Here is a 21,129-nt window from a genome sequence, read left to right as displayed (position 1 = left end):
CTAGACCTCCAGCCGGGCGGGGATACGAACCGACCGGCGCCCAACCTCGAAGATCAGCGGGTCGTTGCGCGCGGCCCAGACGGCCAGGCCGTGGCCCGTCACCCAGACCAGCAAGCCAACCAGCCACAGGCGAAGACCAAGGCCCAAGGCTGCGGCCAGGGTGCCATTGACCAAGGCGATCGCGCGAGGCGCGCCGGCCAGCAACATCGGTTCAGTCAGAGCCCGATGCACGGGCGCGGCGAACCCCATAGCGCGATCGCCAGCCATCAGATGACCGCCCCGCCGCCGAACGAGAAGAACGACAGGAAGAAGCTGGAGGCGGCGAACGCGATCGACAGGCCAAAGACGATCTGGATCATCTTGCGCGAGCCGCCCGAGGTGTCGCCGAACGCCAGCGTCAGCCCCGTAACGATGATGATGATCACCGCGATGATCTTGGCGACTGGCCCCTCGATCGACTCCAGGATCCGCTGCAGCGGCTCTTCCCAGGGCATGGACGAACCGGCCGCCTGGGCGTGGCTGGCGACCAGGATGGCCATCCCCGAGAGGCCGGCTCCCAACGACCGCAGGGTCAGACGCGAGAGCCGCGGACGCGGCAATTGAAACGAAACGCCGGGCGCGTTGAGACTATGGGACATGGGGTCTCTCCTTCAGGTCAGGGCTGGGGTGAGCTGGTAGGCGCCGTCGGGGCCAAGGCCCTGGAGACGCACGAGGTCGACCAGGCGACGCTGGCGGCCGCGGCCGGTGATGACCGCCACGAGGTCGATGGTTTCGGCGATCAGGGCGCGCGGTACGGTGACCACCGCCTCCTGGATCAGTTGCTCAAGGCGCAGCAGCGCGCCGAGCGCGGTGCCGGCATGCAGCGTCGCCACGCCGCCCGGATGCCCGGTGCCCCAGGCCTTGATCAGATCAAGAGCCTCCGGCCCGCGAACCTCGCCGATGATGATCCGGTCGGGTCGAAGGCGCAGGGACGAGCGCACGAGGTCGGCGAGACTGGCCACGCCGTCACGGGTGCGCAGGGCCACAACATTGCGGGCCGGGCATTGCAGCTCCCGAACGTCCTCGATCAGGATCACGCGCTCATCAAGCGCGGCCACCTGCGCCAACAGCGCATTGACCAGGGTCGTCTTGCCGCTCGAGGTCGGGCCGGCCACCAGGATGTTGCGCCGTTGGACGACCGCCAGGGCCAGCGCCCTGCCCGCCTCGGCGCTCATCACGCCCTGCTCGACATAGGCGCCGAGCGGAAAGACCACGCTGGCGGGCTTGCGCAGAGAAAAGGTCGGGCCCGCAACCAGGGGCGGCAGCAGCCCCTCAAACCGCTCGCCGCCGCCGGGTAGTTCGGCCGCCAGACGTGGCCGACCGGCATGCACCTCGCCCCCGACATGGTGGGCGACTAGCCGGATGATCCGCTCGCCGTCGGCGGCGCTCAGCGTCAGATCAGCGGGCCGAAGGCCGACATCGAACCGGTCGATCCAGACCGACCCATCGGGGTTGAGCATGACCTCGGCGACGCCAGGATCTTCCAGCCGCGCGAGCAGCAGTGGACCCAAGGCCGTGCGCAGCATGCGATGGCTGCGCGATATCTCCGGATCGGATTTGGAAGGCTCCACGGCGCATCCCCGTTGTTCACGGGGACGAGTAAGAAGACCGCGTTCACGCCGACCTCAACAGCCAAATCCGCCGAGAAATCAGCGGCTACAAAAGACAACCTGACGGCATATCACAGTAGCCCTGACAGAGGGATTGCCGCGAGTCACCGAACTGCGCCGGTTTTTGGCGTTCGTCGCCAGCCTGACTTGGGTCCGAGATCGACACCGAAATCGGAAGCGTAAGCGTAAGCTCACGGCTCGCGCCCAGGATCGCTTCGTGCGCCGTGTGGATGCTCAGCAGCGTGCCGAAAAATCTCGCTCCCCCGCACGCAGAAGTGGGACGGCGACCCACTTGACGCGCTTAGCTAGAACCGCGCAAACCGGCTGCTAATGCGGGGAGGCTGATTTTGGACGACGAAGAAGCGGAAGCCCTATTGCGCGGATTACGGGCAAGCCTGGGCGAGTTCGGCCACTCCAGCTTTGCACTGCCGAGACACGCCCTTCCGGAAGACCGTCCTGACACCAATGTCCGCAGCGAGTTACGCCGCGTTCTCGAAGAATACGAAGCGGTTCTGGTCGACGCGCCGACGATGGCGGCGCGGACAATGAAACTGCTAGGCGCCAGGATCATAGCCTTCAAGCCTGATCCAGATGATGCTGGCGACCGACGAGACGGTGCTGCCGACGGTGCGGGCGTGAAGCTGACGCTCGACGATCTCGCCGAATGGATAGCGATCGCAAACCAGGCCCGCGAAACGATCGCAGATCTGAGGGAGCGAATTGTTGACCAAGCTCGCTGACCTTGAAAACCAACTCAAGGCGCTGCTAGGTGCCTCGGCAAAGTTCTACCCTGGTGCAAAACCCCAGGTGAACGACTACTACGAGGCTTATCTTTGGGCTGAGGCCGTCGACGTTGCTCGGTCTGAACACTGGCACGTGGACTTCGTCAACGCCGGCGCGGCGAAAGACGAGTTCACCTTCCGGATGGGGCCTGGCCGGTTAAACAGCAAGAAGAGTTACACCTACGCCACGCTTTCGCACCCCAGTCGCGGATGTCGCGGCGAACTTCACCTGGGCATCAAAATTAGGGGTGAATCCGGAGTTCTCCACGAGTTCGACGTAGTAGCGCTCAGCGGGTCAGCGGCCACACATGCTCGAGCAACCAAGCAAGACCCCGGCCACGCCGGCACACGCCTCCACATTGAAGCCAAGTTCCACAAGAACGACCTTTCGCTTGGTGTGGGTCGTGGCATCGTTGGGTTGCATGCGGACTGCCCGACGATTCACCCGTTTCTCGTCTCTCGCGCCGCGGGGTCTCCAACGCTCAGAGACCTGATCAAGCACTACGGCGGCACCTATGTGCATAACGCTTTCCCGACAGGTACAGGTGTCGTCTACTTGCATGGCTGCCTGAAGGCAGCACTTATGCAGTGGAAGCCTTGAACCACCCTGCCCGCGCGGTTTCGGCTCGGAGCAGGTCAAGCGCGGCCTTGTGAACGTTAGCGCGTGACTGCGCAGCGGCGCGGCTGGCAACACCCCGCTAACTGAAGGCTGCGTTTGTGCATAGAGCGACTGAACAGCCTTGCGTGCCAAAACCTATGAGGAAAACGCATGAAGTTCACCACGGCGTTTGAAGCGCTGGGCTACAAGGTAAGCAATCCGCGCCAGCATTGGAGCGCCGAGAACGCCACTGGGATTTGCATCACTCTTTGGCGCAAGGAGATGGGCTTTGCGAATGGGCGCCCCTGGGTCGATACCACGGTGCACGCTGAGGATAATGCGGGTTGGCGCGACAAGCCGGGCAATAGAAAGCGCTTGGAGCACCTTAGGCGAGCGTTGATGGAGTTTGACGGGTTCGTGGACGTGGTCATTGTCCACGGCGTTCCTGGCCGCGGCTACGAGGACGCGGATCCCTGGCGCCCCGCACTCCGTGGAGGCCGCTGGCGGGTCACCGCCGTTGATGAGGATAACGGCCAGTTCGCGGCCAGTGTCGTGCTGTGCACTCCAGCAGATCTCACCGCCGCGGATCATGGCGTCGGAGGTACTGGCGGATTAACGCAGGGCTCGTGATCAAGCGGCGATGTCGCGCCAAAAGCCGACTTTCAAGTACCTTCAGAAAGGCGACGTTTCGAAGCTACTCTGAGGAAGTTGGCACCAACCCGCCGTCGGTTTCGCAACTTCCGTTGGATTTGCCGGCCGCCGCTCCTGAGCCTCTCAGCCGACCAACAGCCGCGGATCCAGAACGACACCCTCTTCGATGGTAGGCCGGGCGTAGCGCTGGCCTTCAAAGGAGAAGGTGAAGGCCATCTGCTTGTCTGCGGCCTTGGCCTTCGCTTTGGGCGGCGGCCGCAGTAAGTCGGCGGGCGCGGCCACGGGAAGTCTCGGCCGGCGCCCTTCGAAGAGCTCGCTCATCGGCGCCAATTGGATTCGGGGAAACTGCCCATGAGCAGTTCTGACGATCCCGGCTGAGGCCGCTGCGCTTTGAGCGCCGCTGCTTGGATCGGCCAGCGAGACCAGTACGCCCATATCGGCCTCCTGCTCATCGACAACGGCTCGAAGCTCTCGGACGGCATCAACCCCCAGCGCCTTACCACCTTTCACCGAGACGATAATGCGGCCCACCCCGCGCGGTCCGTTGAGGAACAAGATTTCTCCATCGACACCCCCATCGGCACCTTTTCGGCGATCTCGGTATCGCTGCGCGCCAATGATGTCGCAGGCCCACCATTGGAACTGATACTTGTCTCGCTCAGCCAGGGCGCGGGCGTCTGCGAAATCTCGCGGCCGCCCATCGACGTCAATCTTCAGGTTCGTGAACGCGGCCTCCAGCCGGGACTGGATAAGCTTGACGGCATAGTTGGTGACGTCGATGCCGACCCACTGGCGCCCGAGCCGCTCGGCGGCGTGGACGGTCGTGCCGCAGCCACAGAACGGATCGAGAATAACGTCACCGGGATTTGTCGAGGCGTTTATGACCCGCTCCAGCAAGGCCAGAGGCTTTTGGGTCGGATAGCCCAGCCGCTCGCGGGCGGCTTGGTTGAGCCGGTCAATGTCGGTCCAGACATCTCCGACAATGACCATTCGCGCGCTCGGATCGAAGGGTTCGGCTGCTCGTCGACGTGGAAACCCGCCGCCGGCCGGCCAGTGGATGAGACCCTGCAGATCTAGCGCCTCCCGCTCGATCTCTCGGTTACCCCAATGACGTCCAAAGGACGACGGATTGAAACCCCGCCATTCGCGCCCAGTCTCGCCGTTGCGCAGGCCCGCGCCGGTCAGCTCGTAGGTCTGGTACTTTTTGCCATCGGCACCTGTGATGAGCGTATGCGGGATCTTCTGGAGGTCCGCCGCACCGAGTTGCGGATTGAACGTAAAGTCCGCGCCTTTCGCATAAAACAGCAGCACATCGTGTGGAGCTGGCCATTTACCCTTGGTGCCGCGTGCGTTGGTGCGCTTCCAAATTATCTCGCCTTTGAAAGCCGCAGCTCCGAAAATCGCATCCAGCATCAGTTTTAGGTAGTGGCTCGCACTGGGATCGCAGTGCAGGTAGAGGCTCCCCGTCGGCTTTAGGACGCGATGCAATTCAAGCAGTCGCGCTGTCATCATGACTATATAAGCCATGACGTCGCTTTCATGCATCCAGCGTCGGAGAGACGAGATCAGCCGCGCCGCCGCGCCGCCACTTTCGACGATATCCTTGAACGCGACCTCGGCGGCTTCGCCCCATCGCCATGTATCGTGAAAGGCTAGCGCCTGAGCTCCGGCAGCTTCGCCGTCGGGCGAGCGAAATAGAAGATTGTAGTCAGTCTTGGAATTAAAGGGCGGGTCCAGGTAGACGAGATCTACAGTTTCACTGGGGATATGCTCCCGCAGGATGTCGAGATTGTCTCCGAAAAAGAGCTTTCGCATGGTGCCCCCAAGTTCGAAGGCTCAAGCATCTCGACTTATCCACAATTAATAGTTAACACGGTTGAGGCGTGAAAAGCTTGCCCGCTATGGTCGACTCCCCAAGCGCCGCGGCTTAGCGTCAGTGGTTAGAACGCTAGCGATCGCCGCTCCAAAAATCGGCGCCGGCGACGCGCGCCATAAGGCTCGAAGAACTCGCCGTCGTTCTCTGAAGTCCAGCAGGCCCTTTAGCGCACAAGCGACAGGTTCCGCAAACCTGTCAGACGCGATCATGATCGAGATGCCCAAGGTCAAGAAAGCTCAGCCCGCAGATCAAACAGATCCGGAAGCCAATCCAGAGAACGATCCGACCGAAATCTTCGACCCTTAGATCTACGACTTCATCGCCGGGCTTCCGCGATGAGGGTGTAGCTCGCGCCATTGCCAAACTCTGGGACCGCCGCAGGAACACGACCTCCGCCACTGCTCCATAAGCGATGATCGACTGAGCGCGATCGCGTGAGCATCAACTCGCCAGCCTTTGGGTAATCTCGTCTTGTCCAAGCRTGAAGGTCGGAATGAAGCGCGATCCTTGGCGGTCGTAGAGAACCAACGGCAGATCCGCCTTGGGCATCCACACGCGGCCTAGCTCCACGGCAAGGGACGCGGGCATGGCTGGGAAGAGATGGATTTCCCGGCCCTCGCCGTGAACAGCTTTGATACGGTCCAGCAGGCGCCGAACGGTCGAGCGGAAGCGCGCCTGGTCAGCGGCGTTTCGCAGAATGTCGTTATGCGGCTCAGGGGCCGTGATCGACCAGATCACAGCGTCGGACCCCAGGACCCGCGTCACCGGCTCGTCCGTAAGGGTCGCGCTGAGGCCGATCTTCAGGGCGATCGGCCCCGCGCGGGACCCATCGCCTTCGGCGACCTTGAAGACGAGCGGCGGCGTGTCCTCTTGCCAGGCCCAGGTAGCCGGTTCGCGGTGTCGCTGCATGACCTGAGCCGGCAGGATGTCGCCGATCAGGTGGCCCATTTCGATCAGTAGGGGCTGAGGCGCGAGCGCGAAAACGCTGACATGGCGGATTTCTTGCCGTTCGATCCGCCCGAGCACCTGGGCATTGAACTGCCGCCGCAGGTTGTCGCGCTGGTAGCGATAGTAGTCCGCCTCGTCATCGCGATAGGCGCAGCCGACGATATCCAAATCGATGGTGCGCCCGCTGGCGGGGTGGTTATGCGGCAGCATGGCCAGAAACAGATCGCGCGTGGAGACCAAGGCTTCGTGCTGGCCGATCCTCGCCCCGAACCGAACAACATGGGAGGCGCGATCTTGATCCACACCAGTCACCAGCTCGATCCGTAGTTCGTGCTCCCGCTTCATTTCCAAGAGCAGGGCTTCGGGGTGGTCCTTTGGGCCGTCTACATCGATCTCCTTGTGATGCTTCCCGCACATCAGCATGAGATTCTCGAGGGATTTAGCGAGCAAGGGTGACCGAATGAGACAACCGCGCGGACCGTCCGGCGCATCAGCGACGATATGGGCGATGAAGCCGAACGTGCCGTCCTCCCGCCCCGCTTCCAGGTCGCCGACCAAGCTTCGATTGCAGCCTCGGTACTGACAGCGTCCGCCGGCCCGCGCCCACAGCGCGGACTGAGTCTTCTGAGGGATGCGCGTCTTGGCCATCGCTCAAGCCTCCACATGGCGCCCTGGCGCCGTCCATTGGCCGGTCGCCCGCCAACCTTCGTAAGCGGCGAGCCAATCGATGGTCCATGGCACCGTGGTTTCCGCCATGAGATCCGAGGCCGACCATTCCTTGGCGTCCGGATCCAACAGGCAAAGCGACACCCCGCCGTCAGCGCCGTAGTAGACATGCGGCAGCATGCCCTCCGGGTCGCCGGGTCGCGGCCGAAGCTGCGGATGGAGGATCTCCACCTGCGGCTGGAGCCGTCGGATAGAAACATGCTCCAGGGCCAACGGCGCCCGATAGAAGACCTCGACCATATAGGTCTGCAAGAGCGGGCGAACCGTTCCGCGCCAGATCGCCGCCCGCCCCTCGCGCCGAACGAGCTTGAACGTCGACCAGACGGCGCGCATCGCTTCGATCTGCTGGTCGATGGTCAGGATCATCGGAAGCGACGCTCGCCCATATTGGTGTGAGCGCGGGCGGCGACCGGCGCCAGAAGCGAGGCGGTGCCACTGGTCAGGCCGGCCAGTTTCGGCGTCGACGGAGTCCAAAGGCCGCCATTGCGCGTGTAGCCGTGCTCGACCGCTTTGACCTGCCGACCGAGCCGCTCGTTGAATTTGTGGATCGAGCGGGTCACCACGCGCTCCCCGAACTGGGCGCGCATCCACTGCTGCAAGTCCTCCAGTTGGACATCGGCGGTCCGTAGCGCCTCCAGACTGTTAGCGAGTTTATGGAGCGCGGCGGCGTAGGCCTGCTGCTGGCTTTGCGACTCGGGCCAACGGTCGGTGAACAGTTCCCCCGCATGCTCGGGGTTGGCGACCGACAAGAGCCGGCCCAGCCGGGCGGCCTCGTCGATCGCGCGCGCCGTCCAGCGCGCCTGCCGGATCAGCATCTCGGCCAGGCGCATGCCAGGTACGGCCGCATGACCGGCGTGACACGACAACAGGATCGAGGGCGGGATGCGGCCGGTGGCGTCGGCGTAGAGGATGTTGCGATGACGCTTGAGCAGTTGTAGCGCCACCGTGGTGACGCTCTTGATGATCAGGGGCGTCTGAGCCGGGACGTCGTCGGACTCCGCCTCGGCGAAGACCATTCCATCCTGAGCATAGAGCCGCTCGTTCATCGCCTTGGCGAAGGTCTCCTCCGTCGGCGTGCGGTCGGTGTACCATTGGCCAAACGCATAGGCGTTCATCGGCACGTAGTTGCCCGGCTCGGCGCCGGCGCCGCCCTTGGCGTGGGCGATGACGCTTTCCTTGTCCTTGGCCGCCGTGCGCCGCGCTGGCGTCACGTCCAGGTGCATGCCGTCGGCATAGTAGACAGTGACGCAGCGCGTCTGGCGCACGACGCGCTGCACCGGATAATCGGCGAGCGCCGCATAGAGGTCGTCCAGCAGGGCCTCGGGGCGCGGATCGCCGCCGAAGATCTCGGCCACGATATCGATGTCGTATTCGTCGTCAGTGCCGCGGGTGGAGATCGTGGCGTCGATCCGCATCGAGCCTTGCGGGTAGAAGTAGCTCACCCGACCGAAAAGCGGGCTGCCCGGCCGCTCGATGTATTTGCGGACCGCCTCGGACCGTTCGACGGCCTTGGCGTGAAGTCCCGGAGGCAGCTGAAGGTTCAGGGCGATTTCGGCCAGCACCGCGTCCAGCGGATCGGAGAACGGATCATTCTGCGGCGGCGACCAGGCCATGGGGTCCTCGGTTTACAAAAATGGGCGAAACAGCGTTATCTCTTCAGGTACTTGGGCAGGGACTGGGGGCCTTCAAGGCCTTTCGGTTTACAAAATAACCATCAAATGCGATTTTTGTAAACCGACAACGAGGAGCAGGTCATGATTGGACGCAGATTGAAGGTGGCGCGGGCTTCTGCGGGCCTGTCGCTGCGCGCCCTCGCCGACCGCATGGGCGGCGTGGTGTCGCCGCAGGCTATCGGCAAGTACGAGCGCAACGAGGACATGCCTGGGTCGCGGATATTGATGGCGCTGGCAGCGGCTCTGCAGGTCAGCGAAGGCTATTTGCTCAGCGACGAGGAGCTGGTTCTAGAAGGCGTCGATTTCCGAAAGAAGACGTCGGCCAAGGAGGAGGCGACGGTCGAGGCGCTGACGATCCAGATGCTCGAGCGCTATTTGGCGATCGAGGACCTTCTGCAGCTGAAAAGCGCCGACTGGGAACAGCCGCGTAGCGCGCCCTATCCCGTCAGCGACATTCGCGACGCCGAAGGCGCCGCGCGGTCCGTGCGCGAGGAATGGGGTCTGGGCCATGATCCCATTCCCAAACTGGCGGAACTTCTGGAAGAGCGGGGCATCAAAGTCCTGTCGCTGGACCTTGAGGATATCGACGGCCTAGCCGCTCGCGTGCGCCGCCACGGCCGCGACGCGGCGCGGGTCGTGGTGGTGCGGCGGCACATCTGGGCCGAGCGCAAGCGCTTCACGCTCGCCCATGAACTGGGCCACATGGTCATGACGCCGGCGGCGGGCGTTGATGATGAGAAGGCCGCGCACCGGTTCGCGGGCGCTTTTCTGATGCCCGCCGATGTCGTGCGCGCAGAGGTCGGCGCGCATCGCTCGATGATCAGCATCGGCGAACTGGTGGCGCTCAAGAAGCGCTTCGGCGTCAGCGTCCAGGCGATCACGTTCCGCTGCCGGGATCTCGGCATCATCGACGCCAAGGCGTTCTCGGCGCTCTATCGCGAATTTGACGAACGCGGCTGGCGATCGCCGCCGTTCGAGGAGCCCGCCTCCATGCAGGCCGAAGAGGAAGAACCCAAGCGCTTTGAGCGGCTTTGCCTCAGGGCCCTGGCCGAAAACGTCATCGGCGAAAGTCGCGCGGCCGAGATGCTCGGCATTTCGGTGCGTGAGCTGGACGCCCGCCTGGAACAGGCGGCTTGATCCATGGGCGTCCTCGTTTCGGATACGTCGATCATCATCGACCTGGAACGCGGAGAGATCCTGGAGGCGGCATTCGGATTGGCCGCGGAATTCGTGGTGCCCGACCTGCTCTTTCAACGCGAGCTGGCCGGGCCGCTCGGCGATCGGCTCCTCGCCCTGGGCTTGCGGGTGGAGGAACTGGCGCCGGCCGAGGTGCAGAGCGCCACCATCCTGTCGAGAGCCGATCGCTCACTCTCATTGCCGGACACGTTCGCCTTCGCTCTGGCGCAAGCTAGGCAGTGGACCCTGCTGACGGGTGACGCGGGCTTGAGGCGAGCGGCCGAAGCCCACCAAGTGGACGTCCATGGCGCGCTCTGGGTGCTCGACCAACTCGAGGCTGAAGGCGTCTGCGATCACGGTGCCTTAGCGAGCGCCCTGCTCAAAACGTCGAGCCACCCGCGATGCCGGCTCCCCAAGGCCGAAGTCTCGCTCCGCCTAGCCCGCTATGAGGGCGGGTAAGCCGGCGCTGCGAAATGCGCTACTGCGTTAGGGTCGATCACCTGCCTGCCACCATGGCGTTGGTGATGCCGGTGATCGCGGTGATCTCAGGAGTAATCGGTATCGACGGTTGTCTTAGTTGGGAGAAACTCTCGCCAACCGCGAAGATCGCGCCATTCAAGCCGTAGCTGACCGGGGTCATCGCCAGTTCGATGATTTCGTCTTTCCGCGGATCCAACCCGGTGGTCTCCACATCGACCACGAGTCCATACCGCACCGCTGCACCAGGTGGTGGCGGAATAGCTGGCCGTGGCTTGAGACGCCGCACGACACGATAGTCGCCGGATGCTTCTAAAGCGCGGGCCCATGACTCCAGGTGATCGCTTTGTGTCATGCCAAATCCGAGAAGTCGTCTTCGTCCTCGTCAGCCGTACCCACGACCGAACCCAACTGAATGTCAGCCGGGCGCCCCTCCTCATGAAACCACAAATCGACCACGGCGGTGTCGTCGCTGCGCGGGCGCGGCGCGGCTTCCCGGACCTTGAAAGTGGTTGGGAGGTTCACGGCCGTCCCGAACACCAGCGCGTGCTGCCGGGGCAGTGACGGCAGGCGTTTGAGAACCGAGTCCGAAATGAACGGCGTCATTTGTCGAATCTGGGAAAGATCATCTGGATTTTGAATACGATGGACGAGGAAGTTTGAGCACTGGCTGAGTACCGTCTTTGAGAGCTCGCTGGGCCGCTGCGACGCCAGCAGGACGAACATCCCGTACTTCCGGCCCTCCTTAGCGATCCGCTCAAATATCTTCGTCGCGTCGATGGAAAAACGCGACGGGGTCGAGGCGATGTAGCGGTGGGCCTCTTCGAGCAGAAGGTGGATGGGGAAGCGATTTCTAGGCTCCGCGCGGCGCAACAGGCGGAAGAGCATCCGCGCCACCACGGCGCTGACGAGCTCGACAATCTCATCCTCGACGGCATTGAGATCAATGATGATGACTTGGTGGCGCTTCGCCAAACGGCCACCGTCCGCCTCAAGCCCCACAAGCTCTGCCAGGAAATCAAGGTCGTGGGGTGCCTCAACGACCTCGTCGCCCTCATGCCGAAGAAACGCATATTCAGAGCGTTCCTGGAGTGACCTGAGCCGGGTCACCATCGCCGAGCAGTAGTCCCGGATCTGCCGATTGCCGTGGGCTTCTTCGTACAGAATCGCGAAATCGAGGCACTCGTGCAGTTCATCGAATGAGAAGGGCGTGCGGTCATAGGCCGGTAGCGGCGCATCTTCGCGAAGCTTCTGGCGAACAGCTTCGAGAAAGCCGACTTGGTTGTTACCGTTGAAATTTCCGTATTGAAAGTTCGGGCTGAAGCGATTGAGCAGCGCCATGTTCAGGCTGGGCGTCGGGTACTTCTGCAGAAGGGATACCACGCGCTGAAATTTAGAAACTGGCGAGTCACCATCGGAGCCGCGGAAACACTMGATGATGCAAGTCGCGACGAAGTGCTCGCGCAAGGCCAATGCCTCTGGCGTCTTCGCATGGAACAGACTTGTCAGGCCCAACGCCGTTCGAAGTACTGGCAGCTGAGTTCGCTCGCTGGCCTGAAGGAGCAGTTCCCACTCAGCCATCTCCAGGAACCAGTGTGGTAGTCGGAAGCCGTCAGCCGACCCGTCGAGGACCACACGATGAACGCCAATGCCGCCATCGCGCGCCAGCGGGGACAGGGCCTCGTCATATTCGCCGTTTACGTCGAAGACGACGAACGTTGCCCCCCGGGCATGGTGCTCATCCGGCTTTCCGAAGAGCGACTGAAGGACGGCCGCGACGGTGCAGGACTTGCCGCTTCCGGTGTTTCCGAGGACGGCGACATGGCCGCCAAAGAATTCATTGAGCCGAACCTTCACCTCGTAGTCCTCAAAGACTACGGACTTACCGATCGGCAGCACGCGATAGCGAGTCGCCCACTCCGGGATGCACGCGCCGCCTGGGGGTCCTGCGGATGGCTCAACCGCCTTGTCAGTTTCGAAAATCCGGTCCAGCTCGTCGTCTAAAGCGTAGAGCGCGTCCGCATAGAGCGATGGGAAGATCGAGACTCCGAACCGAAATGAGCCGCCTGAAATCGGGAGCATGCCCACCGGAACGACATCGAGGAATTTGGCGGAGTTCGCCCGATCGAGGTCGGCGCGATCGGAGGGCGCTGACGCGTCGCGCTCGCGCAGGCCCACAACTTCCGCGACGACATATTCCGACTGGGCGGGGATCATCACGAACGAGCCAAGCCTGGCGACATAGTGGACACCGTCGAACCCGACGACGGTGAAGTTGTCCGTACCGGCGTGCATTTCGACCACGAAGCGGTCGGCCGCCACCGAGACCACCTTGCCGATCGCGCGCTTCCGGTCGTCGCGGCTCACGCGTCGTCATCCATTTTAGCCGGCGCCATCTGGTGCAAGACCCGGCGCACGGCGTCGTCGATCCGGTCGCTGGGGCGCTGCGGCATGAAATGCTCGACCACCGTATCGAAGTAGTGCGCGCGGCTACCCGTGCGGGGCCCGTCGCCGCCGATGATCCAAATACGAGGATCGCGAAGCGCCCGGAGTTTGGCGATCTCGCCTCCGGTGTCTGGATCGGCAAAGATGATCAACCGGAACGTCGGAATAGTCATCGCCTGGTAGATGATGTTGTTCAGGTGGTCATCGCCAAAGGCGTAGCCCGCCGTCACCAGGACGCTCTGCTCACGCACCACGCGCGATTGGAACTCGCGAAACAGATCGGCGTAGGGCGAAGCCAGGGAGGCGCTTTGCTTGGCCGGGGTCGGATAGATCAATATCCGGTCGGCTTGAGGCGGCGGCCAGACTTCGCGGATAGGGAATAGGCCGTGGTCGTCCTCGGTCCAGGTCACCGACCCATGCAGCTTGCAGAGATAGACGAAGGCATCGACCGCCGACCACTTTCGATTGGCGACGTCCAGCTGTTCGGCCAAGGCATAACGGTAGGACGCCGGATTGAAGCGGCGCTCGATCACCCCGGTGAACCCATTGGCGTAGGGGATGCCGAGACGATCCATCGCCGTCTCGTTGAAGACATCGTAGTTGGTCGTGAATACCCATGGACGTGGCAATGACCGGTCGCGCAGCACCAGCTTCTTATAGAACTGCTCATAGAGATCGCGGACTGCGGTGTCGCCCTGGCTGAATTGACCGCTTGTCACCTTCGTCCAGAGGAAGGCCTGGACCTTTTCAATCATGCTGGCGACCAGCGCCCGGTCATCCCAGCAGGTGGCCTTGGCGTTGCGGGCCAGGACGAAGCGGTGGGCGTATAGCACCTCCATCAGGCGTTCAAGGTTGCGGATGTAGTCGCCCTCGAGGTCGATACCGTGCTGGTCGAGGTAATCCAGTTCAGCTTGGGTCAACCGCCATGGCTGAGGCTCGGCGGGCGAATTTTCTGGGTCGCTCTCGCCATCGGCCAGCGGCACCAGATCGCCCTTGGGCCCTTGAACAAAATGACCATCCGCGAACTCGTCGGTCTCGTCCTCATCACTATTGGCTCCATTGTCCGCTGGGAGCTTCGGGCTGTAGAACCCGGCCGCGCGTGCGGCCAAGGTTTCGCCACAGAACTCTTGAGCCAGCGGCGCCATCGTCGAAATGCCGAGCTCAGTCTTCCCGCGCATCAACGACGAACAGCCGGCCCCCAACAGGAACGCGATGTTCCGCGCGTTCAGCGACTCGGAAATGGCTTGTCGAACGCCAGCACTGCCGCCGCTCCAGGTGAGGTCCTCCGGCTGCGCATCGCCGTTGCGCAGGAATTTGAAGCTCCGCCCCGCTTTATCGTCGTCCATTCCCGGCCCCATCGTCAAACTTGGCCCAATAATGCAAGAGCCGGTTGAGCGTCACTATAGCGGAGCGATTAGAATTGTGCGGGCACCTTGGCACAACTTAGAAGGCAGACGGTGGAAGTCCCGCGCTGAGCGGATTGAGCTAGCTTCGCAACCCGCAGGCGGACAATGCCGATTGCCGAGTTCGTGTTTCTGACGGGCGACGAGAAGCTGACAAGAATCGGACCTTCCCAAGTTCCGCGTTGAGTCACGATGCTCCTTTCCCGCCGGCCTCATCGAGCACCTCGGCCCGGAGCAACCTCCCCTCCGAAATCCTCCTGGCCAGCAGGTCGATGAACGCCGCGTAGCGCTCCTGCCCCTTGGCCGCCGCTGCCCTGTCCTCGACGCCAGACATGGCCGGCGTCACCTTCAGCCAGGTCTTCACGTAGAGCCCGATCGCCTCGTTGGCGATCGTGACGTCTCGCTCGAGCCGGTCGAGTTGCCGCGACATCCGGTCCAACCGCCGAAACAGCGCCGCCTCCCCAGCTTCGGCGCTATCCGGCGACAGGTAAGCCTCGATTGCGGCGCGGACGATTTCGGACTTCTGTCGCCGGGTGCGCCGCGCCCGCTCGTCCAGGATCCGGATCGTGTCGCTGGTCAGGAAGACCTTGGTGGGGATCTTCATGCGTCATCTCCAAGCGGGATGCCGTCGTCGCGGTCCATGGCCGCTTGACGCGCAACGCCGGTAAATCGTCGCTGCAGCTCCGAGCCCTGCTGGGCCTCATCGCCCTCCTGGTCTGCGCCTGAGTCCAATTCGTCATCGTGCGGCGCCAACGGCGCCTGGTCGGCGCCGTCGAGCTCAGGCTCGCGCCTCAGCCCGCCCTCGTCCTCCTCGACGCTGCCAGGTCCGCCCGTGGCTGCCGGCGTCATCGCCACCGTCTCCCATTCGGGCGTTGTTGACGAAGACGGGACGCCCGCGGGGCGCGCGAGCGGCCGCACGCGGCCAGCCAGGCGCGGATCGGCATAGTAGCGGATTTTCGTCGCCCGGATCGGCGGCGCACCGGCGACCAGGATGACGGCTTCGTGCGGCGGAAGCTGCATCACCTCGCCAGGTGTCAGCAGAGGCCGCGCCGTTTCCTGACGCGAGACCATCAAGTGACCAAGCCACGGAGACAGTCGATGGCCCGCATAGTTGGCCATCGACCTCATCTCCGTGGCAGTGCCCAGGGTGTCGCTGATCCGGCGCGCGGTTCGCTCATCGTTGGTCGCGAACGCCACGCGCACATGGCAGTTGTCCAAGATCGAATGGTTGGGCCCATAGGCCCGTTCGATCTGGTTCAGGCTCTGAGCGATCAGGAACGCCTTAATCCGGTATCCAGCCATGAAAGCCAGCGCGGCTTCGAAGAAATCGAGCCTGCCCAAGGCCGGGAACTCGTCGAGCATCAGCAAAAGCGGTCGGCGCGTTCGAGACGCCTCCAAGCCCTCGGTGAGCCGCCGGCCAATCTGGTTGAGGACCAGTCGGATCAGCGGCTTGGTGCGGCTGATGTCGGACGGCGGCACGACTAGATAGAGACTGACGGGCTTGTCAGCGTCCACGAGGTCGGCAATGCGCCAGTCACAGCGCGAGGTCACCGCAGCGACGACAGGGTCCCGGTAGAGGCCCAGGAAGCTCATCGCCGTGGAAAGCACGCCGCTTCGTTCGTTGTCGCTCTTGTTCAGGAGTTCGCGCGCCGCGCTGGCGACGACGGGGTGTACCGCGCTTCCAAGATGCCGGGTCGTCATCATCGCCCGCAGGGTCGTTTCAATCGGGCGCGAGGGATCGGCCAGGAAGTTGGCGACGCCGGCCAAGGTCTTGTCGGCCTCGGCGTAGAGCACGTGGAGGATCACGCCGACCAGCAAGCTGTGGGAGGTCTTTTCCCAGTGATTGCGGCGTTCTAGGGCGCCTTCCGGATCGACCAGGATGTCCGCGATATTCTGCACGTCCCGAACTTCGGTCGGCCCCCGCCGAACCTCGAGGAGCGGGTTGTAGGCGCTGCTGTCCGCATCGGTCGGGTCGAACCTCAGGACATGCCCGAACCTGGCGCGAGCGCCGGCGGTCAGCTGCCAGTTCTCGCCCTTGATGTCGTGAATGACCGCCGAGCCCGGCCAGACGAGCAGGCTGGGGACGACCAGTCCCACGCCCTTGCCGCTGCGGGTCGGCGCGAAGCACAACACATGCTCGGGCCCGTCGTGGCGAAGGTAGTGATCGCCGACCCTTCCCAGCATCACGCCGTCGTCGCCGAGCAGACCCGCAGCCTTGAGATCGGCCGCCTCGGCCCAGCGCGCCGAACCGTAGGTCGTCACCTTCTTGGCTTCGCGCGCACGTAGGATCGACATCAGGATGGCGACCGCGACGCCGCTCAACGCGCCCGAGACGGCGATGAAAGCGCCGCGCGCAAAGATCGACGGCGCGTAGGCGTCGTAGATGAACCACCACACAAAGAACGCCGGCGGCGGATAGATCGGCCACCCGCCCAGCCGAGCCCAAGGCGGTCCAAGGCCTGGCTGATAGGCCAATTGCCAAGCCGTCCATTGGGTCGCGGCCCAGACGCCAGCCAGGGCCAGAAAGCCGATCAGCAGGATCTGGCCCCACAGGATCTTCGTACCGTTCATTGCTTGCACCTCTAGAGTCCAAGCCCGCGCTTCTTCCCCAACGACCATTCCACGCCGCCACTGGACGTCATGGCTCCCCTGATCTCCTTGCCCAAATGCGCGTCGAGAGCGCGCGTCCACGGCACCAACTGAAAGCCCAGGCCGTCCTCGATCATCGCGAACCGCCCTGAGGCCAGGTCGACCCGACGGCTGTAGACGCCAGCGACCGAGGCGCCAGGTTTGACCTCGATATGCGCCGCACCAGCCTCGGCAGCGATGTTGGCGGCGACCCGGGAAAGCTCTTGGCTGCGCAAGGTGGAAAGGAGCTTGCGGGCCGGCGTCAACGCGCCTCCTTGGCGGCTGGCGAGGCCCAAGCGCTCCAGCTGTTCCCGGCGCCTTTCAAGCGCCTCCCGCGCTTCGAGGCCAAAGCCCGCGCGCGACAAGGCCAGCGGCTCGCGTGAGACCATTTGGCGATCGAGCCAGGTCGCGCCCGACGCCTTGATCTGCGCATCCAAGCTCAGGTCGGAGCGGTGCACCAGCTCCAAGCGGCTCGCCCCATCATCCAGGCTGCGCGAACGAACTTCGACCAAGCCGCCGATCGGCGTGTCGCCGATCTGCCCGAGACTGCTGAACCGCAGGTGATGCAGCCGGCCATCGACCCCATCCACGATGACGTAGGCCTGTCCGCTCAGTTCGTCGTGAAGGCCACGATCAACCAGCCGGCCGAACACCGGCGCCTCCAGCGCCTGACCCTGGATGACCAGCGCGCTTGGATCTCGATCCTGTCCTCGCAGAGCGCTGTGAAGGGCCTTGATGATGTCGCCCCGCTCGGCGAGCGCTCGCAGCTTGGGTTCGAGGTCCTCGACCAATCGCCACTGGCCGGGTGCGTCTGACTGCGCCAGACCAAGCCTCTCGAGATATTGCGCTCGTCCCACCAGACGTACGTCGACTGAAGCAGCATGATCGCCAGCGGGGCGCAGATCGACGGCGCCTGAGTTGTCGGCGCGATCTCGCAGGCGTCGATCCAGGTGCGTCCACCGGTCCGCTGTCATCTCGCGGTCCAAGGACGCAGCAATCTCAGCCTGCGAACGAGGCCCCAGTTCCAGTGACACCAGCGCTTCGGCGATCTCCCTGAACCCATGCTTCAGGAAGTCTGGATGGATCACCAGGTCGCGCCCGTCATCGGCTACGCCGCGAACAAGGATGTGCACATGCGGATTGTCGGTGTTCCAGTGATCGACCGCGACCCAGTCCAACCGCGCTCCCAATTCTCGCTCGGCCCGCTCCATGAGCGCCTGGGTCGCGGCGCGCAGGTCCTTCAGTTGCTCCGCGTCCTCTGGCGAGACGATGAAGCGGAAGTGATGGCGATCATCCTCGCAGCGCCTGGCGAAGGCGTCGTGATCGGCGGCGCCGTCGCGATCGAACATCTCTGCGCGCTCGCCGTCTCGCGTGGCGCCCTGCCGACGCAAGTAGCTCAGATGCATCTTCATAGGCGCGGCACGGTAGCGCGAGCCCTGGTGCTGGATGATCCGAGCCTTGATGATCACGCGCCGGGACGACAATCGCCCACCGATGCCGCGTCCGCCACCGCGACCATACCGACCGCCTTTCCCTCTGCCACCTAGATCAAGCGTCCCGAGACCGGAACGCTTGCTCGCGCCTAGGACCTCTCCAACAAACCCGGGCGCCTTGGCGGCCGTCCCCGCCCCTCGATCGCGCGGTCGACCAAGCTTGAGGCGAAACTCGTTCTCGCGGCTCACGGAAGCCAATCCGTCGAAAGGTCCCGATCAAGTCGCTGATAAGACTGGGAAATTGGCGAACTGAGGAACCCGCGAGCCGCTGCAGGTTCCTGAAATTCTTCAACACCATCAATGACATGGGACCGTAAGGTTCCTGTCCTTTTATCTTGCCCTAGCGCTGTGTCTTCCCGCGCCCACTCCTCCCCGTTCGCACAACCCATCGCCTTACCAACGACGCCGGAGGTCATGGCCACGCCTTCCGGGCCTGAACGACAGGCTCTTCCCGTTCGTCCTGATCTGGCGCGGCTATGGGGCGCTCTATGAAGATGGCAGCCGCTCGCCAGTCCGTGGTCGGCCTTTCCCGAGGATCAACCAGGCTCGAACTCGTGATGATAGGAGCCAGATGGCGGACGTAATCGCGCGTTTCCAACGGCAGGCTCGACCCGTTGGCTAGCGATCGCGCGTATCGTTGAGGCCCGGCGTTGTACGCGGCAAGAAAGCCCGGCGCGCCGAACCGATCGTACATGCGGCGCATATAGGCGGTCCCCGCCAGGACATTCGCGCGAGGCTCAAACGGATCATCGCCAAGCCCGAGCTCAGCGGTCAAATCGCGCCAAGTCAAAGGCATCAGCTGCATCAGACCGACAGCGCCCTTGGGCGAGACGGCGTCGATGTGGCCGCGGCTCTCGCGTTGCATCACCGCGTAAATCCAGGCTTCAGGAACGCCAAAGCGCGCCGCCGCCTCGTCTACGGCCGAGGCAATGACCTGCTCTCGGTTTTCTGAAAGCTGGGCGTCCGCGGTCGACGGCATCCACACCAGCACGGCCAGGAAGGGAAGGAACAGGAAAGCGGCCGCGCGCGAGGCGCGCGAAGTCTCTCCGTTCATCTCGGTCGCAATGAGTGTGCGGCCGTGCTCGTCGCCGTCAAGGGCAAGGCGCGAAACGCGCCGGCCGTTCGGCCGCCCTTGACGGCGACTGCGCGCGACCGCCGACGCGGTCTTGACCGGGACGAGGAAAGGACCGGCAAGACGACCGAACAAGGAAAGGAAATGGAGAACGCTCACGAGGCGCGCCCCCATGTCCAAAGCGGATGAGCGCCGCCGATCACGCGAGCGGTGGACAGAGGACCAAAATATCGCCCATCAAGGCTGTCGGGCGCGCGCCTGTTGAGCAGGAAGACCTGATCGGCCGTAAGCCGCCGACAGCCTTGGAAGGTCGGAAGCGCCCTGCCCCATCGGTCATGGGACCGGATGCGTGCGGCGACGACGCCGTCGATGGTCAGACTCTCGCCACGCCCACAGACGACCTGTCCCTCGGTGGCCGCGATCTCTTTCAGAAGCGGCACATTGACCGGAAGGTAATGCCGCGCCGCCATCCAGCGCGCCAGATCAACGGGCGGGGACACCGCCGCCAGCTGGCCTTGGGAGAACCGGCCAGGTGTCAGCCAATAGAAGCCAAGCGGCGCGCTCCGGGTGGTGTTGAAGAGCAGCAGAGGCGTGCGCTGTCCGTTCCCCAAGCCGATCAGCAAGCATCCGCCCGCCGCCAGAAGAGCCAGGCCAGCTTTCCTGGAGCGGCTCATGAAAAGATCGCCTTGCGCAGAAGCCAAGCGCGGTGGCGGCGGGTCGAATAAGGCCTGGCCAGTAAGCCAACGCCGACGCGGGCGCCGACGTGACGCCAATAGTCCGGCGCGGCCAACTCCGGCCGCACTCCGACCCGCTCCACCCCATCGATCGCCTCAAGGACGGCCTGAACCCTCGCCCATCCGGAGACATCGAGCAGGATCTCCGCGCCGGGCGCGACCTCGGGATAGGTCGTGAACGGAGCGCCTGGCGCGACCGCCCTGAGGACAGCGATGCGGGAGTCGACCGTTCCATAGTCTTCGGCGCGCCAGCGAATGAAGGCGAAGACCGCGCCCGGCGCGAACATGACCGTGCGCCGCCGGCGGTCATGCACTTGCTCGGCGACCGGCCGGCCAAAGCGGATCCAACGCTCGATGCGCTCCTTCAGGAACAGTAGGTCAACGCGCGTCAGGCTGGTGGCGGACGTTTCAGACATCGCCTTGCCGCCGCACATAGGCCGGCGCGATCGCGGCGTGCTRCTTGGCCGGCGGCGTCACAATGGCCGCCTCGTCGCTGGTCGAGCGGCGCTCGCCCCGGCGCGACCAGGTCTCTAGGTCCGCGAGCGTATAGACGATCCGGCCGCCATTCTTTCGATAGACCGGGCCTGTGCCATAGCACCGGTGCTTGGCCAAGGTCCGCTCGGAAAGACGAAGGTGCTTGGCCGCTTCAGGCGCCAGCAAGAGGCGTTCGGGCGCGGTCTTGTCGGATTGATCCATGACTTGGTCCTCGATCGCCGTCCGGGAACGTCCGTCCCAAGAGCGGCCTGCGAGGAAAAGCCTGGCGCCGGATTGGCGGGTCCAGGGATGGTGAAGACCACC

The 21,129-nt window shown here is 63.9% G+C and carries 22 protein-coding genes and 1 pseudogene; 5 read left to right on the top strand and 18 right to left on the bottom strand.

Annotated features, from left to right (window positions below):
- The 3 genes from AC1DSO_RS05145 to trbB are packed head-to-tail and all read right to left on the bottom strand — an operon-like array spanning position 1 to position 1,565.
- Positions 1-267, bottom strand: a complete 267-nt coding sequence (locus AC1DSO_RS05145; RefSeq protein ID WP_477067826.1) for a VirB3 family type IV secretion system protein — start codon at positions 265-267, stop codon at positions 1-3.
- Complete coding sequence (locus AC1DSO_RS05140; RefSeq protein WP_477067825.1) at positions 267-638, bottom strand: TrbC/VirB2 family type IV secretion system protein; 372 nt, start codon at positions 636-638, stop codon at positions 267-269. The genes AC1DSO_RS05145 and AC1DSO_RS05140 overlap by 1 nt, the downstream gene beginning before the upstream one ends.
- Before the next feature lie 12 nt (positions 639-650).
- Positions 651-1,565 (bottom strand): P-type conjugative transfer ATPase TrbB, encoded by a 915-nt coding sequence (trbB, locus tag AC1DSO_RS05135; protein WP_477067874.1) that lies wholly within the window; start codon positions 1,563-1,565, stop codon positions 651-653.
- A 431-nt stretch (positions 1,566-1,996) separates the two neighbouring features.
- Between trbB and AC1DSO_RS05130 the strand changes: the two genes are divergently transcribed.
- The 3 genes from AC1DSO_RS05130 to AC1DSO_RS05120 all read left to right on the top strand — a co-directional run bounded on the left by AC1DSO_RS05130 (position 1,997) and on the right by AC1DSO_RS05120 (position 3,659).
- The gene (locus AC1DSO_RS05130; RefSeq protein ID WP_477067824.1) at positions 1,997-2,389 is read left to right on the top strand and encodes a hypothetical protein; all 393 of its coding nucleotides are present in this window, start codon (positions 1,997-1,999) and stop codon (positions 2,387-2,389) included.
- Positions 2,373-3,032 carry a hypothetical protein gene (locus tag AC1DSO_RS05125; protein WP_477067823.1) on the top strand — a complete coding sequence of 220 codons (660 nt, stop codon included), beginning with the start codon at positions 2,373-2,375 and terminating at the stop codon, positions 3,030-3,032. The genes AC1DSO_RS05130 and AC1DSO_RS05125 overlap by 17 nt, the downstream gene beginning before the upstream one ends.
- A 168-nt stretch (positions 3,033-3,200) precedes the next feature.
- Positions 3,201-3,659 carry a hypothetical protein gene (locus AC1DSO_RS05120; protein WP_477067822.1) on the top strand — a complete coding sequence of 153 codons (459 nt, stop codon included), beginning with the start codon at positions 3,201-3,203 and terminating at the stop codon, positions 3,657-3,659.
- A 144-nt stretch (positions 3,660-3,803) separates the two neighbouring features.
- Here the strand turns inward: AC1DSO_RS05120 and AC1DSO_RS05115 are convergent, their stop codons facing one another.
- The 5 genes and pseudogenes from AC1DSO_RS05115 to AC1DSO_RS05095 form a co-directional block, all read right to left on the bottom strand.
- Entirely contained in the window at positions 3,804-4,346 is a 543-nt protein-coding gene (locus AC1DSO_RS05115) for a restriction endonuclease (RefSeq protein WP_477067873.1), read from the bottom strand.
- A gap of 90 nt (positions 4,347-4,436) precedes the next feature.
- A pseudogene (locus tag AC1DSO_RS05110) lies at positions 4,437-5,495 on the bottom strand (DNA methyltransferase); the annotation flags it as partial.
- Positions 5,496-5,997: 502 nt separating this feature from the next.
- Complete coding sequence (locus AC1DSO_RS05105; protein WP_477067821.1) at positions 5,998-7,152, bottom strand: SAVED domain-containing protein; 1,155 nt, start codon at positions 7,150-7,152, stop codon at positions 5,998-6,000.
- Between the two features lie 3 nt (positions 7,153-7,155).
- Positions 7,156-7,596 (bottom strand): type II CBASS E2 protein, encoded by a 441-nt coding sequence (locus AC1DSO_RS05100; protein ID WP_477067820.1) that lies wholly within the window; start codon positions 7,594-7,596, stop codon positions 7,156-7,158.
- Positions 7,593-8,843 (bottom strand): nucleotidyltransferase domain-containing protein, encoded by a 1,251-nt coding sequence (locus tag AC1DSO_RS05095; RefSeq protein WP_477067819.1) that lies wholly within the window; start codon positions 8,841-8,843, stop codon positions 7,593-7,595. Before AC1DSO_RS05095 ends, AC1DSO_RS05100 begins: the two co-directional genes overlap by 4 nt.
- Positions 8,844-8,999: 156 nt before the next feature.
- Here AC1DSO_RS05095 and AC1DSO_RS05090 point away from each other — a divergent pair, with 156 nt between their 5' ends.
- Positions 9,000-10,040 carry an ImmA/IrrE family metallo-endopeptidase gene (locus AC1DSO_RS05090; RefSeq protein ID WP_477067818.1) on the top strand — a complete coding sequence of 347 codons (1,041 nt, stop codon included), beginning with the start codon at positions 9,000-9,002 and terminating at the stop codon, positions 10,038-10,040.
- Positions 10,041-10,043: 3 nt separating this feature from the next.
- Positions 10,044-10,538 carry a PIN domain-containing protein gene (locus tag AC1DSO_RS05085; protein WP_477067817.1) on the top strand — a complete coding sequence of 165 codons (495 nt, stop codon included), beginning with the start codon at positions 10,044-10,046 and terminating at the stop codon, positions 10,536-10,538.
- A gap of 37 nt (positions 10,539-10,575) precedes the next feature.
- On the opposite strand, the gene AC1DSO_RS05080 is transcribed toward AC1DSO_RS05085, so the two are convergent.
- The 10 genes from AC1DSO_RS05080 to AC1DSO_RS05035 form a co-directional block, all read right to left on the bottom strand.
- On the bottom strand, positions 10,576-10,911 hold the full coding sequence (locus AC1DSO_RS05080) for an exonuclease domain-containing protein (protein WP_477067816.1): 336 nt from the start codon (positions 10,909-10,911) through the stop codon (positions 10,576-10,578).
- Positions 10,908-12,923 carry an ATP-binding protein gene (locus AC1DSO_RS05075; protein WP_477067815.1) on the bottom strand — a complete coding sequence of 672 codons (2,016 nt, stop codon included), beginning with the start codon at positions 12,921-12,923 and terminating at the stop codon, positions 10,908-10,910. Before AC1DSO_RS05075 ends, AC1DSO_RS05080 begins: the two co-directional genes overlap by 4 nt.
- Positions 12,920-14,347 carry an SIR2 family protein gene (locus tag AC1DSO_RS05070; protein WP_477067814.1) on the bottom strand — a complete coding sequence of 476 codons (1,428 nt, stop codon included), beginning with the start codon at positions 14,345-14,347 and terminating at the stop codon, positions 12,920-12,922. The genes AC1DSO_RS05075 and AC1DSO_RS05070 overlap by 4 nt, the downstream gene beginning before the upstream one ends.
- A gap of 244 nt (positions 14,348-14,591) precedes the next feature.
- Positions 14,592-15,008 (bottom strand): ribbon-helix-helix protein, CopG family, encoded by a 417-nt coding sequence (locus AC1DSO_RS05065; RefSeq protein ID WP_477067813.1) that lies wholly within the window; start codon positions 15,006-15,008, stop codon positions 14,592-14,594.
- Positions 15,005-16,975 (bottom strand): conjugal transfer protein TraG, encoded by a 1,971-nt coding sequence (locus tag AC1DSO_RS05060; protein WP_477067812.1) that lies wholly within the window; start codon positions 16,973-16,975, stop codon positions 15,005-15,007. Before AC1DSO_RS05060 ends, AC1DSO_RS05065 begins: the two co-directional genes overlap by 4 nt.
- An 11-nt stretch (positions 16,976-16,986) precedes the next feature.
- A complete protein-coding gene (locus AC1DSO_RS05055) occupies positions 16,987-18,501 on the bottom strand; it encodes a relaxase/mobilization nuclease domain-containing protein (RefSeq protein ID WP_477067811.1) in 1,515 nt (504 codons plus the stop codon).
- Positions 18,502-18,937: 436 nt separating this feature from the next.
- Positions 18,938-19,756: a lytic transglycosylase domain-containing protein gene (locus tag AC1DSO_RS05050; RefSeq protein ID WP_477067810.1), complete on the bottom strand. Its 819-nt coding sequence runs from the start codon at positions 19,754-19,756 to the stop codon at positions 18,938-18,940.
- The gene (locus AC1DSO_RS05045) at positions 19,753-20,271 is read right to left on the bottom strand and encodes a S26 family signal peptidase (RefSeq protein ID WP_477067809.1); all 519 of its coding nucleotides are present in this window, start codon (positions 20,269-20,271) and stop codon (positions 19,753-19,755) included. The genes AC1DSO_RS05050 and AC1DSO_RS05045 overlap by 4 nt, the downstream gene beginning before the upstream one ends.
- Entirely contained in the window at positions 20,268-20,747 is a 480-nt protein-coding gene (locus AC1DSO_RS05040) for a DUF2840 domain-containing protein (protein WP_477067808.1), read from the bottom strand. The genes AC1DSO_RS05045 and AC1DSO_RS05040 overlap by 4 nt, the downstream gene beginning before the upstream one ends.
- A complete protein-coding gene (locus tag AC1DSO_RS05035; RefSeq protein ID WP_477067807.1) occupies positions 20,740-21,027 on the bottom strand; it encodes a helix-turn-helix transcriptional regulator in 288 nt (95 codons plus the stop codon). The genes AC1DSO_RS05040 and AC1DSO_RS05035 overlap by 8 nt, the downstream gene beginning before the upstream one ends.
- Positions 21,028-21,129: the final 102 nt, after the last annotated feature.

This window comes from Caulobacter sp. P4_E5 (assembly GCF_056401555.1).
The sequence above is the reverse complement of the archived record's forward strand: the minus strand, read 5'-3'. Positions and strand labels throughout refer to the sequence as shown.